The 17,014-nt window shown below is 65.5% G+C and carries 16 protein-coding genes; all 16 read left to right on the top strand.

All coding sequences use genetic code 11. From position 1 onward, the window contains the following. Positions 1-67 precede the first annotated feature (67 nt). The 16 genes from AU175_RS03200 (at position 68) to AU175_RS03125 (ending at position 16,985) form a co-directional block, all read left to right on the top strand. Positions 68-1,708 carry a UDP-N-acetylmuramoyl-L-alanyl-D-glutamate--2,6-diaminopimelate ligase gene (locus tag AU175_RS03200; RefSeq protein WP_066285783.1) on the top strand — a complete coding sequence of 547 codons (1,641 nt, stop codon included), beginning with the start codon at positions 68-70 and terminating at the stop codon, positions 1,706-1,708. A gap of 6 nt (positions 1,709-1,714) precedes the next feature. Beyond that, a complete protein-coding gene (locus tag AU175_RS03195; protein WP_066285782.1) occupies positions 1,715-3,181 on the top strand; it encodes a UDP-N-acetylmuramoyl-tripeptide--D-alanyl-D-alanine ligase in 1,467 nt (488 codons plus the stop codon). Further along, a complete protein-coding gene (gene mraY / locus AU175_RS03190; protein ID WP_066285779.1) occupies positions 3,178-4,287 on the top strand; it encodes a phospho-N-acetylmuramoyl-pentapeptide-transferase in 1,110 nt (369 codons plus the stop codon). The genes AU175_RS03195 and mraY overlap by 4 nt, the downstream gene beginning before the upstream one ends. Then, complete coding sequence (murD, locus tag AU175_RS03185) at positions 4,269-5,846, top strand: UDP-N-acetylmuramoyl-L-alanine--D-glutamate ligase (protein ID WP_066285775.1); 1,578 nt, start codon at positions 4,269-4,271, stop codon at positions 5,844-5,846. The genes mraY and murD overlap by 19 nt, the downstream gene beginning before the upstream one ends. Before the next feature lie 2 nt (positions 5,847-5,848). After that, positions 5,849-7,177, top strand: a complete 1,329-nt coding sequence (gene ftsW / locus AU175_RS03180) for a putative lipid II flippase FtsW (protein ID WP_066285773.1) — start codon at positions 5,849-5,851, stop codon at positions 7,175-7,177. Between the two features lie 6 nt (positions 7,178-7,183). Then, positions 7,184-8,284 (top strand): undecaprenyldiphospho-muramoylpentapeptide beta-N-acetylglucosaminyltransferase, encoded by a 1,101-nt coding sequence (gene murG, locus AU175_RS03175; protein ID WP_066285771.1) that lies wholly within the window; start codon positions 7,184-7,186, stop codon positions 8,282-8,284. After that, positions 8,281-9,657, top strand: a complete 1,377-nt coding sequence (gene murC, locus AU175_RS03170; RefSeq protein ID WP_066285769.1) for a UDP-N-acetylmuramate--L-alanine ligase — start codon at positions 8,281-8,283, stop codon at positions 9,655-9,657. The genes murG and murC overlap by 4 nt, the downstream gene beginning before the upstream one ends. Then, positions 9,650-10,624, top strand: a complete 975-nt coding sequence (locus tag AU175_RS03165; protein WP_066285768.1) for a cell division protein FtsQ/DivIB — start codon at positions 9,650-9,652, stop codon at positions 10,622-10,624. Before murC ends, AU175_RS03165 begins: the two co-directional genes overlap by 8 nt. 189 nt (positions 10,625-10,813) lie before the next feature. Next, positions 10,814-12,046 (top strand): cell division protein FtsZ, encoded by a 1,233-nt coding sequence (gene ftsZ / locus AU175_RS03160; protein WP_066285766.1) that lies wholly within the window; start codon positions 10,814-10,816, stop codon positions 12,044-12,046. Between the two features lie 8 nt (positions 12,047-12,054). Beyond that, positions 12,055-12,744: a polyphenol oxidase family protein gene (locus AU175_RS03155; protein WP_066285764.1), complete on the top strand. Its 690-nt coding sequence runs from the start codon at positions 12,055-12,057 to the stop codon at positions 12,742-12,744. Continuing rightward, a complete protein-coding gene (locus AU175_RS03150; RefSeq protein WP_066285762.1) occupies positions 12,737-13,468 on the top strand; it encodes a YggS family pyridoxal phosphate-dependent enzyme in 732 nt (243 codons plus the stop codon). The genes AU175_RS03155 and AU175_RS03150 overlap by 8 nt, the downstream gene beginning before the upstream one ends. A gap of 88 nt (positions 13,469-13,556) precedes the next feature. Further along, positions 13,557-14,087 (top strand): cell division protein SepF, encoded by a 531-nt coding sequence (locus tag AU175_RS03145; protein ID WP_066285760.1) that lies wholly within the window; start codon positions 13,557-13,559, stop codon positions 14,085-14,087. 121 nt (positions 14,088-14,208) lie between these two features. Beyond that, positions 14,209-14,496 carry a YggT family protein gene (locus AU175_RS03140; protein WP_066285758.1) on the top strand — a complete coding sequence of 96 codons (288 nt, stop codon included), beginning with the start codon at positions 14,209-14,211 and terminating at the stop codon, positions 14,494-14,496. Positions 14,497-14,670: 174 nt separating this feature from the next. After that, positions 14,671-15,363, top strand: a complete 693-nt coding sequence (locus AU175_RS03135) for a DivIVA domain-containing protein (protein WP_066285756.1) — start codon at positions 14,671-14,673, stop codon at positions 15,361-15,363. A 109-nt stretch (positions 15,364-15,472) separates the two neighbouring features. After that, on the top strand, positions 15,473-16,066 hold the full coding sequence (gene lspA / locus AU175_RS03130) for a signal peptidase II (protein WP_066285754.1): 594 nt from the start codon (positions 15,473-15,475) through the stop codon (positions 16,064-16,066). Further along, positions 16,059-16,985, top strand: a complete 927-nt coding sequence (locus AU175_RS03125) for an RluA family pseudouridine synthase (RefSeq protein WP_066285753.1) — start codon at positions 16,059-16,061, stop codon at positions 16,983-16,985. The genes lspA and AU175_RS03125 overlap by 8 nt, the downstream gene beginning before the upstream one ends. The last annotated feature ends 29 nt before the right edge of the window (positions 16,986-17,014 follow it).

The raw sequence follows: 17,014 nt of genomic DNA, 5'->3' as shown, positions 1-17,014 counted from the left end.
CCAGCAGCGCCCGCTGACCGAGCATTATCGAAGCGGGCATGATCCACTAGCACTTTCGGAGATCCTTTTGTCAGATCACAATGCCCCCGGCACCCACACTGTCGCTGCCGGGGGATCCGCCACGCGGCGGTTCAGGCCCGCTTCCGTTTCCGCAGTGAGCCTTGCAAGCATCGGCAAGTCCGTGGGTGTGGCCGTCCCCGGCCCGTCGGCATCGGTGAGCATCACCGGGATCTCCTTGAACTCCCGCGCCATTGAGCCGGGCGACCTTTACGTCGCGCTTCCTGGGGCCACTCGGCATGGAGCGGACTTTGCGGCGCAGGCCATAGATGCCGGGGCAGCGGCGGTCTTAACGGACGACGCCGGCGCCCGCCTCCTGGCCCTGTCGGCCGACACGTCAGTGCCGGTGCTGGTGGTTGAGAACCCGCGGAACGTGGTGGGGCCGCTGTCCGCCGTGATCTATGGCAGCCAGCCCGCCGCCGGCGCAACGCCCACGCTGTTCGGGGTTACCGGAACCAACGGCAAAACAACCACCACCTACTTCATCAATGCCCTCCTGCGTTCCCTCGGCCTGAAGACGGGCCTTATCGGAACCATCGAGATCAACGCCGGCGGGGATCCCATTCCCAGCCTGCTGACTACGCCGGAGTCGACGGATGTCCACGCACTGCTGGCACTGATGCGGGAGCGCGGGCTCGACGCGGCCTCAATGGAGGTCTCCTCCCACGCGGTGTCGTTCCAGCGCGTGGACGGGGTGGTCTTCGATGTCGCCGGCTTCACCAACCTCACGCAGGACCACCTGGACCTGCACGGAACCATGGACGACTACTTCCAGACCAAGGCGGAACTCTTCACGCCCCAGCGCGCCCGCCGTGCAGTGGTTGCTGTCGACGACGAATGGGGGCGCCGGCTTGCGGCCTCCACGGAAATCCCGGTCACGACGCTCGCGGCCACACCGGCCGGGGCTCCCGCCGACTGGACGGTCACGGCGGCCGCCGCGCGCGGATTGGGCACGGACTTCACTCTTACGGGACCTGCTGGCGCCTCGTTGAGCGTCCACACGGGGCTCCCGGGCAGCTTCAACGTGGCCAACGCCGCGCTGGCGGCGGTGATGGTCCTGGCCAGCGGTGTGGACGTGGCGGCAGTCCAGGCGGCCCTCGATGAGCACGATCCCTTCACCGTCGCCGTCCCCGGGCGCATGCAGCTGGTTTCCGAGGCGCCGGCCGCTGTTGTTGATTTTGCCCACAATACCGACGCGCTGGCGCGTGCCTTGGAAGCCGTGAGGTCACCGCAGCCCGGGTCCAGGCTGATTGTGGTATTTGGTGCCACCGGGCAGCGGGACCAGGGAAAACGTCCCGCAATGGGTGCCATCGCGGCCACCCTCGCCGACACCGTCATCGTTACGGACGACGACCCCCATGACGAGGACGCTGCCGCAATCCGCGCTGACGTGCTGGCCGGAGCGCTGGAAGCCCAGAAGGAGGGTTCGCTTCAGTGCCGCATCCTCGAAGTCTTCCCGCGCGACGCCGCCATCCGGCAGGCCGTTGAACTCGCGGGACCCCGGGACACCATCCTTGTGGCCGGACGCGGGCACGAGGTCTGGCAGGAAGTGAAAGGCGTCAACGTCGCCCTGGACGACCGGGTGGAACTACGCGACGCCTTGACAGCCAAGGGATTCTCGGTTCTCCAAGACGACCGGATAGAGTCCTAGACCGAGATGATTGCATTTACTGCGGCGGAAATCGCCGAAATCACAAACGGCCGCCTGGACGCCGATCCGGAGATCACGCCTCTTTCGGTGGTCACGGATTCCCGCGAAGCCACGCCCGGATCGCTTTACGTCGCGAAGCGGGGGGAGCACGCGGACGGCCACGACTTCGTCGCTGCCGCCTTTGGGAACGGTTCAACACTGGCACTCATGGAGCGGCAGGTTGCCGGTCCCAACGGTGCTGGCTACCCGGCAGTGCTGGTAGCTGATGCCGTACTGGCCATGGGCGCCCTTGCCGCAGAGGCAGTACGCCGCATCCGTGCGGCCCGGCAAGCCGCCGGTGAACAATTCAACGTTATTGGCATCACCGGCTCCGCCGGCAAGACCACCACCAAGGACCTGCTTGCCGGTGTCCTGGCAGCCCAGGGAACCACCGTTGCGCCGCGGGGGTCCTACAACGGTGAGATCGGTGTCCCGCTCACGGTCTTCAGTGCCGACAGCGACACCCGGTACCTGGTGATCGAGATGGGAGCGACCGGGATAGGCCACATCCGCTACCTGGCCGACATGGTCAAGCCCGACATCGGCGTCGTGCTGGGCGTCGGCACGGCCCACGCCGGCGAGTTCGGCGGAGTCGAGAACATCGCCCGGGCCAAGGGCGAGCTGCTCGAAGGGCTTTCCGCCACCGGGACGGCCATCATCAACCTCGACGACGACCGTGTCGCCGCCATGCGGGACCGTACCCAGGCCATGGTGCTGGGGTTCTCCGCCGAGGGCCGCCCCGGCGCCGCCGTGCAGGCCGTCAACCCGGATACCAACTCCCAGGGAAACCCTGAGTTCGACCTCGTCCTGCCGTCGGGCGAACGGAACCTGCACGTAAGCAGCAAGCTGATCGGTGCGCACCACGTGGGCAACCTGCTCGCCGCCGCCGCGGCCGCATCGGCCGCCGGCGTCCCAGGACCGGACATCTCAGCCTCACTTAGCACGCAGGCAGCAGCCAGCCGCTGGCGCATGGAGCGCACCGAGCGGGCAGACGGCGTCACCATCATCAACGATGCCTACAACGCCAACCCCGAATCCATGCGGGCCGCCCTGAGGACCCTCGCGGACCTCGGCCGGGGCCGCCGCACGTGGGCGGTCCTGGGCGCAATGCTTGAACTCGGGCCCGAATCCATTCGCGAACACACTGCCGTTGGCACGCAGGTCGTCCGGCTCAATATCTCCCGCCTGGTAGTCGTGGGCCGGGAAGCCCGGCCGCTCTACGTCTCCGCCGTTCAGGAAGGGTCCTGGGGTGATGAATGCAGCTTTGCCGAAACCATCGATGACGCCTACGAATTGCTGAACGCCGAACTTGAACCCGGCGACCTCGTGCTGTTCAAGTCCTCGAACAGCGTGGGACTGCGGCATTTAGGCGATCGGATAGCATTGCCCCCACAAACCCCCGTACCTGCCAGTGAAGGGAGCGAGCAGCTGTGATTGCACTATTGATCGGTGCCGGCCTGGCCCTGTTGTGCGCCCTGGTGGGAACGCCCCTCTTTATCCGCCTGCTGGTCCGCAAAAGCTACGGCCAGTTCATCAGGGATGACGGACCCACCTCCCACCACACCAAGCGCGGTACGCCCACCATGGGCGGAACGGTGGTCGTTGCGGCAGTCCTGTTGAGTTATGGGCTGACGCACCTCATCATGTGGATGATGAATCCGGCGTCCGCGGGTCCTTCGGCGTCTGCCCTGATCCTGCTGTTCCTCATGGTGGGCATGGGCCTGGTGGGCTTCCTGGACGACTTCATCAAAATCTCGCGGCAGCGAAGCCTGGGGCTGAACGCCAAAGCCAAGCTCATCGGCCAGGGCGCCGTGGGAATCGCGTTCGCCATACTGGCCCTTAACTTCCCGGACGAAGACGGCGTCACGCCGGCATCCACCAAAATCTCCCTCGTCCGTGACCTGCCATGGCTGGATCTGGCCTTCGGCGGCACCGTCATGGGCGCCATACTGTTCGTCCTGTGGTCCAACCTGATTGTGACCGCAGCAACGAACGGGGTGAACCTGACTGATGGCCTGGACGGGCTCGCCGCCGGCGCTGCGGTCATGGTCTTCGGCGCCTACACCCTGATGGGCATCTGGCAGAGCAACCAGGCCTGCGGCTCCCCGCGGGAGGCCGGCAGCGGCTGTTACACCGTCAGGGACCCCCTCGATCTTGCCCTCCTCGCCGCCATCATGAGCGCCGCCCTCGTCGGATTCCTCTGGTGGAATACATCGCCTGCGAAGCTCTTTATGGGGGACACCGGCTCCCTCGCGATCGGCGGGGCGATCGCCGGCTTCGCCATCCTGTCCCGGACTGAACTGCTCCTGGGCGTCATCGGCGGCCTTTTTGTCCTCATCACCCTGTCCGTCATCATCCAGGTCGGCTACTTCAAAGTCACCCGCGGTAAACGCTTCTTCAAGATGGCTCCACTGCAGCACCACTTCGAGCTCCAGGGGTGGGCAGAGGTTACCGTGGTGGTCCGGTTCTGGATCCTGGGCGGGCTCTTCGTGGCTGTTGGCCTGGGCATCTTCTACGCTGAATGGGTTGTGCTTCTGTGACCGTTTCCTCCCGCCTCAACAACCTCGTCAGCTGGGACTCGGACTGGGCCGGCCTGCGCGTGGTGGTGACCGGCATCGGCGTCTCCGGATTCGCAGCGGCCGACACCCTCATCGAATTGGGAGCACGCGTCGTGGTGGTTGACGCAGCCACCAGCGAGACAGCCCGTGCCCACGCCGAAACGCTGAAGATTGTCGGCGCCGCTGACGTGCTCCTGGGGGAGGAAGCGGTCAGCAGGATTCCGAAAATTGACGGGGCCCTGCCCGAACTCATCGTGACGTCACCGGGCTGGCGCCCTGACCAGGCCCTCCTGGCATCGGCCGCACGTGCCCACATACCCGTCTGGGGCGACGTCGAACTCGCCTGGCGGCTGCGGATCCGGGACGGCTACAAGACCGCCGACTGGCTGGCCATCACCGGAACCAACGGCAAAACCACCACGGTGGGACTGACCGAAGCGATGCTGCAGGCGGCCGGGCTGAAGGCCGTCGCCGTCGGAAATGTGGGAACTCCCATCCTTGACGCCCTCCGCGACCCCGTCGAGTACGACGTCTTCGCGGTGGAGCTTTCCAGTTTCCAGCTGCACTGGGCTGAATCGCTTTCGCCCGTGGCCAGCGTGTGCCTCAACGTGGCCGAGGACCACGTTGACTGGCACGGGTCGTACACGTCCTACCTGGCGGACAAGGCGAAGGTCTACGAACGGACCCGGAAGGCCTGCGTTTTCAACGCAGAGCAAATCGAGACCGAGCGGATGGTGGAGAACGCGGACGTGGTGGAAGGCTGCCGGGCTGTGGGCTTCACGACGCTCACCCCGGCCATCAGCATGCTGGGGGTAGTGGAGGGCCTGCTGGTGGACCGCGCCTTTATCGCTGAGCGCAAGGACAGTGCGGCCGAGCTCGCCTCCATGGCCGACCTCGGGGAATTCGCCCCCCGCCACATGGTGGCCAATGCCCTGGCAGCGGCAGCCCTGGTGCGGGCATACGGCGTTGACGCCAAGGCCGTCCGCCAAGGCATCCGTGACTACGTGCCCGGCAACCACCGGATCCAGCCCGTAGCCCGGCAGGACGGCGTGCTGTGGATTAACGATTCCAAAGCCACCAACCCGCACGCTGCGTCGGCATCGCTGGCCACCTTCGAGAACGTGGTCTGGATCGCGGGCGGCCTGTCCAAAGGGGTCAGCTATGACGAGCTCGTCCGTGACCACGCGGCGCGGCTCAAGGCCGTCGTACTGATCGGCACAGACACTGCTGCCCTGGCCGAGGCACTCGGGCGACACGCGCCCGATGTCCCGGTGATTGAAGCGTCCGCGGGCGACACTGAAAACATGCAGACTGCCGCAGAGGGCGGGGCCGTCGCAGCCATCTCGCCGGACTCCGGCGAGGCCGTGATGTCCCGCGCTGTTGCGTCAGCGGCACGGCTTGCCGCGCCGGGTGACACCGTCCTGATGGCTCCGGCAGCTGCATCCATGGATCAGTTCTCTTCCTACGCTCACCGTGGCGACGCCTTTATCGAAGCTGTCCGCGAGCTGGTGGAAGGGCAGGCCCGGACCGGCGAGGAGTAACAATGGTCAGCACGCCCACCCGGCCGCCGGCACCAAAGCCGCGCCCGGGGAACACGGCAGCTCCTTCCGGGCCCCGGCCATCGGTGCCCGCGCGGATCCGCAACGGGTACCGCCGCTTTTGGTCGGCACTGGAGGGTACCGGGACCTCACGGAACGGCTCCACGTACTACCTCATCCTGGGCTCCACCCTCGCACTGACGGCCATCGGCATCATGATGGTGCTTTCGGCTTCCAGCGTGGAATCGATCGCGGCCGGGAAGTCCCCCTATGGAGATGCCCTCAAGCAGGGCATGTTCGCCGCCATCGGCATCTTCACCATGTTCGTCCTGTCGCGCATCAATGTGGTCTGGCTGAAGCGGCTGGCCTGGCCGGGGCTGGGCATTGCGCTGGTGCTCCTGGTGCTGGTCCAGGTCATCGGCGATGAAGTCAACGGAAACAAGAACTGGATCGACATCGGCGGCATCACCTTCCAGCCGTCCGAAGCATCCAAGCTCGCGCTGGCACTCTGGATGGCCACTGTCCTGGCGCGGAAGGCCAAGCTCTTGCGCCGGTGGCAGCACGCCCTGATCCCCGCTGTCCCGGTTGCCGGCCTCGTCATCGGCCTTGTTGTCTTGGGCAACGACCTGGGAACAGCAATCATCATCATGATGATCACCGCGGCAGCGCTCTTTTTCGCCGGTGTGCCGCTCTACCTGTTTGGCTTCGCCGCGCTGATCGGCGCAGCCGGCGCCGCGGCCATGGCTGTCACCAGCTCCAACCGCATGTGCCGCATCACGTCCTGGTGGACGGGGCAGTCCTGCGCAGACGGCATTGATGCAAACTACCAGGCCACGAACGGGATGTACGGACTGGCGTCGGGCGGCTGGTTCGGTGTCGGCCTTGGCCAAAGCCGGCAGAAATACAGCTGGATCCCGGAAGCCCACAACGACTTCATCTTCGCCATCATCGGTGAGGAACTGGGACTGGTGGGCACCGTCGTCGTCCTGATTCTGTTCGCCATCCTGGGCGCGGCGATCTACCGCGTTGTGGTGGCGCAGGAGGACATGTTCCACCGGGTGCTCGCAGGCACTATCATGGTCTGGCTCCTGGGGCAGGCCACCGTCAACATGTCCGTGGTCACCGGGCTGATGCCCGTGATCGGAGTTCCGCTGCCCTTTATCTCCTACGGTGGCTCGGCACTGCTGATGTCGCTGTGCGCCGTCGGAGTGGTGCTGTCCCTCGCCCGGGAACAGATGGCCCCGTCAATCAGGCCCAAACGGATGCTGAAGTTCGGCAACCGGCCGTCCCGTGGATCCACCGGTCGGAAGAAAACCGCAAGAAAGCGTACCTAGCACCCGATGACTTCCAAGAACCTCTCCGTTGTCCTCGCCGGCGGCGGAACGGCCGGCCACATCAGCCCGCTCCTTGCCATCGCGGCCGCCATCCGGGCGGCAGTTCCTGAAGCCAGGCTCCTCGCCGTCGGAACGCCGTCCGGGATGGAGACCAGGCTGGTACCGGCAGCCGGCCTGGACCTGGCGACCATCGACCGCGTGCCGTTGCCGCGCAAGCCGTCCATGGACCTGGTCAGGCTCCCCGGCCGCCTGGCAGCGGCAGTGCGGCAGGCCGGCCGGATCCTGGATGAGAACGGCGCCGACGTGCTCGTGGGTGTTGGAGGGTACGTGTGTACGCCCATGTACCTTGCTGCCCGACGGCGCCGGATCCCCATTGTGATCCATGAAGCAAACGCACGTCCCGGCCTCGCGAACCGCGTCGGCGCAATGCTGACCAAATATGTGGCTGTTGCTTTTGACACCACGCGGCTCCGGCATGCCCGCCACGTGGGGATGCCCATGCGCACGGAGATTTCGGGCCTGGAAAGGTCCGCCTCCCGGGCCCGCGCCCGCGAAGCCCTGGGGCTGCACCCCACCCAGCCCACGCTGATCGTTACGGGTGGATCCTCCGGGGCCCAGAGCATCAACCGTACTGTTGCAGCCGCCGTCGAGGACTTGGCTGCCGCAGGCGTCCAGACACTGCACATCACCGGACGCGGGAAGGCGGTTCTGGACGGCGACGGCAACACGCTCACGGCGCCCGGCTACCGGCAGGTGGAGTACGTGGACGGCATGGAGCTGGCCTACGCAGCCGCAGACGTTCTGCTGGCCAGGTCCGGAGCCGCCACGGTCTGCGAAGTGGCCGCTGTCGGTCTCCCTGCCGTTTTTGTCCCACTGCCCATCGGCAACGGTGAGCAGGCGCTCAACGCCGCCGGGCTGGTGCACGCGGACGGGGCGCTCCTGGTCCAGGACCGGGACTTCTCCGCCCAGTGGGTCAGGGAGCAGCTCATCCCGCTGGTGACCGACCCATCCCGGCTGGCGGCCATGGCCGCCAACTCCCAGCGCCTTGGAATCAGAAACGCCGACCAGCGCATGGCTGGTCTTGTCCTGGAAGCGGTATCCGCATGAGCCCCGCCAATGTCCACAGCCAGGAATCCCTGGGACGCGTCCACTTCATCGGGATCGGCGGCGTCGGAATGTCCGCGGTGGCCCGGATCATGGTGGCCCGTGGGTTGGCCGTGAGCGGCTCGGATGCCAAAGACCTCCCCGTTATGGCCGACCTTGCATCAGCAGGTGCCAGGATTGCCATCGGGTATGACGCTGCCAACCTCGGCGATGCCCAGACGGTGGTGGCGGGTTCCGCCATCCGTGCCGACAATCCGGAAATGGTGGCCGCCCGGGAGGCGGGGCTGCCGGTGCTGCACCGGTCCGAAGCACTGGCAGCCACCATGGGCGACGACGTCGTGGTAACGGTGGCAGGAACGCACGGCAAGTCCACCACGACGTCGATGATCACCGTGCTGCTGCAGGGCGCCGGGATGGACCCCTCGTTTGCGATCGGGGCAAATGTTCCCGCGCTCGGCGTCAACGCGGCACACGGCGCCTCCGGGGTTTTTGTGGCCGAAGCCGACGAATCTGACGGGTCCTTCCTGAACTACCGGCCCCGGATCGCTGTGGTCACCAACGTTGAACCTGACCACTTGGACCACTACGGGACCGCGGAAGCTGTCTACGCCTCCTTTGACCGGTTCACCGAACTGCTGCCCGGCGACGGCGTCCTGGTGGCCTGCGCCGACGATGCCGGCGCCCTCGCCCTTGCCCGCCGCACCCTGGAGCGCGGCAACACACGGGTACTCCTGTACGGCACCAACGATGACGCGGACCTTGTGCTGCACGACGGCGGGCCGGGAGACGTTTCGGTCTCCACCGCCGCCGGCCGCTTCGCCCTCGAGCTCCAGGTCCCGGGCCGGCATAACGCGCTGAACGCCGTTGCCGCTTTTGCGGTAGCCCTGGAACTGGGGGTGGAACCGGGTGCTGCCGCCTCCGCGCTGGCCAACTTCTCCGGCGCGTCACGCCGTTTTGAGCTGAAGGGGGAAGCCAGCGGGGTCCGCGTTTTCGACGACTACGCCCACCATCCCACAGAAGTGCGTGCCGCCCTCGCAGCAGCCCGGTCAGTTGCCGGTGACCACAAGGTCCACGTCCTCTTCCAGCCGCACCTCTTTTCCCGGACCCGGGAGTTCGCCCGTGAGTTTGCGGAGGCCCTGAACCTTGCGGACACTGCCCTGGTCCTGGACATCTATCCGGCCCGTGAAGATCCGATCCCCGGCGTCACCAGCCAGCTGATCGCCGACCACCTGGGCACCGGCGGGCGCCTGGGGGATGGACATGCCGCCGTAGCTGAACTGGTGGGCGCCGCGCGTGCCGGCGACATTGTCCTGACCGCGGGAGCCGGCGATGTGACGGCGTTCGGGCCGAAGATCGTGCAGGCACTGCGTGGCTAGTGCCCGGCGCCCAACGTATACCTCGCCGGCGCGCAGCCGGCAGGGGAGGAGCGGGTCCGGAAGCGCCTCCGGCAGCCTGTCCGGCAGCCGTGCGCCCGGCCAGGCAGAGGAGCCCCAGGTCATCTCCGCCTCCAAGACCGCTCCCGCGGCGGAAGCGGGTCCAGCGCAGGTCAGGCAGCACAAGGACACCAAATCCAAGGACAAGCAGTCCAAGGAGAAACACCCCAAGGGCACAGCCGCCGGAGCGAACGTCCTCGCCTTCCCGGAGCCCAAAGGCAGGCGGCTCAAGCGGAACATCCTCATCACGGCATGCGCCCTTGCCACGGTGGTAGCCGGAATCCTCGCGGCCGCCGTCTTTTCGCCGCTGCTCGCCGTCGGCACCATCTCAGTCTCCGGCACCAGGCTCCTGACACCCGAACAGGTGCAGGCCGCCTTGGAACCGCTGAAGGGCAAACCCCTGCCGCAAGTCACCGACGAAGAAGTGGACCGGCTCCTGGAGCCACTCATCCAGATCGACTCCGTGACGACGCAGGCGAGGCCCCCGTCCGAGCTTGTGGTTGAAGTCAGGGAGCGCGTCCCGGTGGCCCTGGTGAAGCAGGGGGAGCAGTACCAGCTTGTGGATGTTGACGGCGTCCAGCTGTCCGCCACGGATGATCCCGCGTCTGTTGCGCTGCCAGTGGTCGACGGCGGTGCCGGCACGATCGGCAAGGACCTGTTCCAGGCCACGGCGGAGGTCCTGGGGGCCCTGCCTCCCGAAATCCTGGCCAAGCTCTCCAACGCCTCCGCGCAATCTGTGGATGCCGTGGAACTCAAGCTGGTGGACGGACAGACCATTGTGTGGGGCAACGCCTCGGAGAAGGAACTCAAGGCCAAGGTGCTGGAGGCATTGCTGAAGGTACCCGCCGATCCGAAGAACCCGGTGCGGGTCTACGACGTCAGTGTCCCCAGGCATCCCGTGACCCGCTGAACCCCTTTATTTCCCGGTATTCGCGCGACACGCGGCCTGTGGTTATTGAATGTGCGAACCATAGGAAATACCGTCACAGACATGAGTTACTTGACATAACTATAACCTTCAACTCGAAGGTTAAGGTTCAAAGCTTCAAGCTCGACTCCATCAGTTTTCGCAATAGGACACGAACAAGGGACACGTAACGTGGCAGCTCCGCAGAATTACTTGGCCGTCATCAAGGTCGTCGGCATCGGCGGCGGTGGCGTGAACGCAGTCAACCGCATGATCGAAGTCGGTCTACGCGGTGTCGAATTCATCGCAATCAACACCGATGCCCAGGCCCTGCTGATGAGCGACGCCGACGTCAAGCTTGACGTCGGGCGGGAGCTGACACGTGGGCTCGGTGCAGGCGCCAACCCGGAGGTGGGCAAGCAGGCTGCTGAGGACCACGCTGACGAAATCGAAGAGGTCATCCGCGGCGCAGACATGGTGTTCGTGACCGCCGGTGAGGGTGGCGGAACCGGCACCGGCGGCGCTCCCGTGGTGGCCCGCATTGCACGCTCACTTGGCGCGCTGACGATCGGCGTTGTCACCCGCCCGTTCACCTTTGAAGGCCGCCGCCGTGCGGGCTCCGCCGAGGCGGGCATTGACGCCCTGCGCGACGAAGTGGACACCCTGATCGTTATCCCGAACGACCGGCTCCTCTCCATCAGCGACCGCAACGTCTCCGTCCTGGACGCTTTCCGCTCCGCTGACCAGGTCCTGCTGTCCGGTGTCCAGGGCATCACCGACCTCATCACCACGCCCGGCCTGATCAACCTTGACTTCGCCGACGTGAAGTCTGTCATGCAGGGCGCAGGCTCGGCGCTGATGGGCATCGGCTCGGCGCGGGGTGAGGACCGTGCCGTCAAGGCTGCGGAACTGGCCATCGCTTCGCCCCTGCTTGAGGCTTCCATTGACGGCGCGCATGGAGTCCTGCTGTCCATCCAGGGCGGTTCTGACCTTGGCCTCTTCGAGATCAACGAAGCCGCGCGCCTGGTCCAGGAAGTGGCCCACCCCGAAGCGAACATCATCTTCGGCGCCGTCATCGACGACGCCCTCGGGGACGAGGCCCGCGTGACCGTCATTGCCGCAGGCTTCGACGACGTGAAGGCAACTTCGCCTTCCATGGACCAGTCCCAGCCCCAGGTTGCCCCCCAGCGCCCGGCAGCCCCTGCGCCGGCGCCCGCCCAGGCTCCGTCGGGCGGAAGCCACCAGATGAACGTGCAGCCGGTCCACGCCGGAGTCGGTGCGTCCGGACTGAGCAACTGGGGCCAGCAGCGCCCGTCAGCTGTCCCCGCAGACTCCGGATTCGACGTCGACCTCCCCTCGGTAGTGGAGCCGGACCTTTCCGGCAGCCGCTCCGATGACCTGGATGTCCCCGACTTCCTGAAGTAGGGCACGGCTTGTTTCTTTGGAAGGCGGAAGTCCTCCCCGGAGTGTCAGTGGCGTTCACGGACACAGGCGCCGGCAACCTGGCGCTGCATGTGGGGGACAAGCCGGCTGACGTCCGGGTACGCAGGGAAGAGCTGGAGCGCAGCGCCGGCATTGTTCCGGGTACCCTGCGCTTCATGAACCAGGTGCACGGTACTGCCGTGGCGGTCATGGAGGCCGGCAGTGCAACGCCTGAGGCCGATGCGATGGTTTCCTGCGGCCTGCCGCTGGCGGTAATGGTGGCCGACTGCATCCCGGCGGTGATGGTCGGCGAGGCCCCCGACGGTCCGGTGCTCGCGGCTGTCCATGCCGGGCGCCCGGGGCTCGCAGCGGGTGTTATTCCCGCCGCGGTGGAGCGCATGCGCGCCCTGGGCGCTGTCGGCATCCAGGCATGGCTCGGCCCGTCCATCTGCGGCGCCTGCTATGAGGTGCCTGCCGCGCTCCGCGACGACGTGGCGGCAGCAATTCCTGCGACGTGGTCCACCACCAGATGGGGAACCCCCGGGCTCGACCTTCCGGCGGGCGCGAGGGACCAGCTGGAAGCCGCGGACGTAGACGTCCGGTACTCCGGGCCCTGCACCCTGGAAAACCAGGATCTCTTCTCCTACCGCCGGAACAAAGACACCGGCCGGTTTGCCGGATTGGTCTGGACCCATGACTGAGGCGGTGGACCCCGCGGCGCGCACGGCCGAGTTGGAGAAGGGCCTCGCCGCGGTCAGGAGCCGGATCGTTTCTGCCACCACGGCGTCGGGCCGGGCAGATGAGCCCACACTGATCGTCGTCACCAAGTTCCACCCGGCCGACGACATCCGCCGGCTCGCGCGGCTGGGAGTCACCGACGTCGGTGAGAACAGGGACCAGGAGGCCTCCGCGAAATCGGAAATTCTGCGGGACCTCGGGCTCAACTGGCATTTTGTGGGTCAGCTCCAAAGCAAAAAAGCCAAGTCCGTCGTCCGCTACGCCCACGCTGTGCACTCCGTGGACCGGCCGCAGCTGGCAGACGGGCTCGCCCGTGCCGTGGCCGCCGAGCAGGACCGGTCCGGCAGGGCGGCGCTGGAGTGCTTCATCCAGGTCAGTCTCGACGACGACGCCGGCGCCCACCGCGGCGGCGCCGCTCCGTCCGAAGTCGGCCCCCTCGCGGAGCAACTGGCTGCTGCCGACGGACTGGTCCTCGCCGGCGTCATGGCCGTGGCGCCGCTGGGGGCTTCGCCTGAAGCGTCCTTCGAGAAGCTGGCGTCCATCTCCGAACGGCTCACTGCCGACCATCCCGCTGCAACCGGCATTTCCGCCGGCATGAGCCAGGACCTTGAAGTGGCTATCCGCTTTGGAGCGACACACCTGCGCATCGGTTCGGATATTCTCGGATCGCGTCCTGCCGTGGGGTAGCGTCGAAGCATTGGAAGTGAATGGCGGGGATTTCCAGTGCTGTCAAATCGTTGGTCGGCCCGCCTACGGACACGATTAGGAGTCGACCATGGCCGGCGCTCTGCGCAAGACAATGATCTATCTTGGGCTCGCCGATGGCGACGAACATTACGAGTCCGAGCACCACACCACACGTAAGGATGAGGACGATTCCATGGAAGTTGACCGCGAGGAACGCCGTGCACCGGCACCCGTCCGCGATGTCAGCCGCGAGGCGTCCTATGTCCCCGAAGAGGAATACCGCGCACCAGTGACCCCCATCAAGCGTGCGGCCTCCAGCCGCGAAGAATCTACCGGCCTCCGGCAGATCACCACCATCCACCCGCGCTCCTACAACGACGCCAAGCTGATCGGCGAGAGCTTCCGTGATGGCATCCCGGTTATCATGAACGTCACGGACATGGGCGAGGCCGATGCCAAGAGACTGGTGGACTTCTCCGCAGGGCTTGTGTTCGGGCTCCGGGGCAGCATCGAACGTGTCACGAACAAGGTCTTCCTCCTGTCGCCGTCGTACGTCGAGGTCATCGGCGATGACAAGAAGGTCAGCGAGACCCAGGCCAGCTTCTTCAATCAGAGCTAGCCATTAAGCTTATTGCGGATGCCAGGCAGGTGGACCTGTCTGGCATCTGTGCTGAAATAGATATGACACATTGGCAGGACACCGCGGTAACCGGAATGGACATGGAGATATGAGTTAAGTCATGGGAATTGTTTTCGGACTTGTCTATATCGCCTTATTAATGTTCCTCGTGGCGCTGATCGTGCGGCTGGTGTTCGATTGGGTCCAGATGTTTGCCAGGGAATGGCGGCCCCGGGGGCCAGCCTTGGTGGTGGCCCACGCTGTTTACTCCATCACCGATCCGCCCCTGAAGGTCCTGCGGCGGATTATCCCTCCGCTCAAGCTCGGAGGCATCAGCCTGGACCTTGGGTTCCTGATTTTGTTCATCGCCGTCAGCGTGGCGATGGGGATCACCAGGAGTTTCGCGTAAGTTTCCATTAGACATAGCTGTTCAGGCTCAGATCCGCAGGGATCTGTTACCTGGAACGCGAAGAAACTCCGGTTTGACACCACGGTGTTGAATTAGAGGAACCAGACCATATTTAGGTACCGTAGTTTTGACGGCCGGAAGGCCACTGACTAACTAGACCAGTGAGGTGACCAGATGGCTTTGACGCCAGAAGACGTTGTCAACAAGCGCTTTCAGCCGACCAAGTTCCGCGAAGGCTACGACCAGGACGAAGTAGATGACTTCCTGGACGAAATCGTCGTTGAACTCCGGCGCCTGAACCAGGAAAATGACGAGCTGCGCAAGAAGCTCGCCGAAAGCGGTTCAGCCGTGCCTGCCAGCACCGTTGCAGCACCGGTAGTCGAGAAGGTCCCCGCGCCCGTCAAGGCCGAGAAGGATGACTCGCGTGCCAAGGCCGAGGCCGACGCCAAGGCTGCCGAGGCAAACAAGAAGAAGGAAGCTGAGCAGGCCGCCGCCGTCGCGGCTGTCCCGGCCGCCGCTGCTGCCCAGCCGGCAGGCAACACGGCTTCTGCCGAGTCAGCCGCAGGCCTGCTCGCCATGGCGCAGCAGATGCATGACCGCCACGTCGCTGACGGCCAGGCCCAGAAGGACAAGATCATTGCCGAGGCGCAGATCGAAGCCAGCAGCCTGGTCAACGACGCCCAGGAGAAGTCCCGCAAGATCCTGGGTGCGCTCGAGCAGCAGCGCTCCGTGCTGGAACGCAAAGTTGAGCAACTGCGCGGCTTTGAGCGCGACTACCGCTCACGCCTGAAGGCCTACATCGAAGGCCAGCTTCGCGACCTTGACGCCCGCGGTTCCGTCGCGGCGCCTGAGGTCGAAGCGAACTAGCAGGGTCGAACCAAACTAGACTGTCAAGCACGTATTCTGAAAGCCGGTGGCTGAGGATTCCTCGGCCGCCGGCTTTTGTGATTAACATCGGTATCCGAATGAAAGCACCATGACAGACGAACTTGCCGCCGACGCTGCACTCCCTCTTCCCCCCACGCCGCGGCGCCCCAGCCGCCGGGTCCTGTTGTCCCTCTTTGCAGGCTTCGCCGTTTTCGCCTACGCGCTGGACCAACTGACCAAACTCTGGGTCACGTCCAGCATGGTTGAAGGTGAACGCATCCCCGTTCTGCCTCCGGTGTTGCACTGGTACTTCATCCGGAACTCGGGCGCAGCATTCTCGATCGGCGAAAACGTCACGTGGGTTTTCTCGATCATCATGGCGGCGGTTTCGATCGCCATCCTGTTCCAGGTGCGCAAGCTGGGTTCAGCCTGGTGGTCTCTCGCGCTGGGCCTCCTCCTGGGCGGCGCCCTGGGTAACCTCACCGACCGGCTGTTCCGCGAACCCTCCTTCGGAATGGGACACGTGGTGGACTTCATCCAGCTGCCTAATTTCGCGATCTTCAACATCGCTGATTCCGCGGTGGTGTCAGCGGTGTCCATTATCTGCATCCTGACCCTCCGGGGGATCTCGCTGGACGGGTCCCGGCACGTGGCCGCGCCACGGGGGAAGTCCGCAAAGAAGGAAGAACCAGGGGATGCCTGAGCGGATTGTGGTTGCCGATGAATTCGGCGGGACACGCGCGGACGCAGGGCTTGCCAAGCTCATGGGCATTTCGCGTTCCCTCGCGGCCACGCTGATCGCCGAAGGCAACGTCAGCTGCAGGGGCAAAGCCGTGGGCAAGTCCGCGAAGCTGGTCGCAGGAGACGTGCTGGACGTCACGGTGCCCGAACGGCGGGACCCGCTCGAAGTGGTGGAGGAAGTAGTGGAAGGCCTGAAGATTTTGCTGGACGATGACGACTTTGTCGTGGTCGACAAGCCGGTGGGTGTGGCCGCCCATCCATCACCGGGCTGGGTCGGACCCACCGTGGTGGGCGGCCTTGCAGGAGCCGGGTACCGCATCTCGACGTCCGGATCCACTGAACGGGCAGGCATCGTCCACCGGCTCGACGTCGGCACCTCCGGCGTGATGGTCGTGGCCAAGACCGAACGCGCCTACACGGCCCTCAAACGGGCGTTCAAGGAGCGCACTGTGGACAAGGTGTACCACGCAGTGGTCCAGGGCCTTCCGGACCCGTTGGAGGGCACCATCGACGCACCGATCGGACGGCACCCGGGGCATGACTGGCGCTTTGCCGTCATTGAGGACGGACGGCCTTCAATCACGCACTATGAGGTTCTGGAGGCCTTTGGTAAGGCCACCCTCGTGGAAGTGCACCTCGAGACAGGCCGCACCCACCAGATCCGGGTGCATTTTTCCGCCTTGCGGCACCCCTGTGCCGGTGACCTGACCTACGGCGCGGATCCGCGTCTGGCCGCCACCCTGGGTCTCACCCGGCAGTGGCTGCACGCGCGCCAGCTCGGCTTCGACCACCCGGTCACGGGGGAGCGGGTCACGGTTACCAGTGACTACCCGCAGGATCTCTCCTTTGCCCTGGAAGTCCTCGAATCCGGGCAGGCCTGACCACTCCGGAGCCGCCCGGCGCATAGAAT

Source organism: Arthrobacter sp. B6 (assembly GCF_001663775.1).
Taxonomy (GTDB): Bacteria; Actinomycetota; Actinomycetes; order Actinomycetales; family Micrococcaceae; genus Arthrobacter.
Note: the sequence above shows the minus strand (reverse complement) of the source record. Positions and strands in the feature narration are given on the sequence as shown.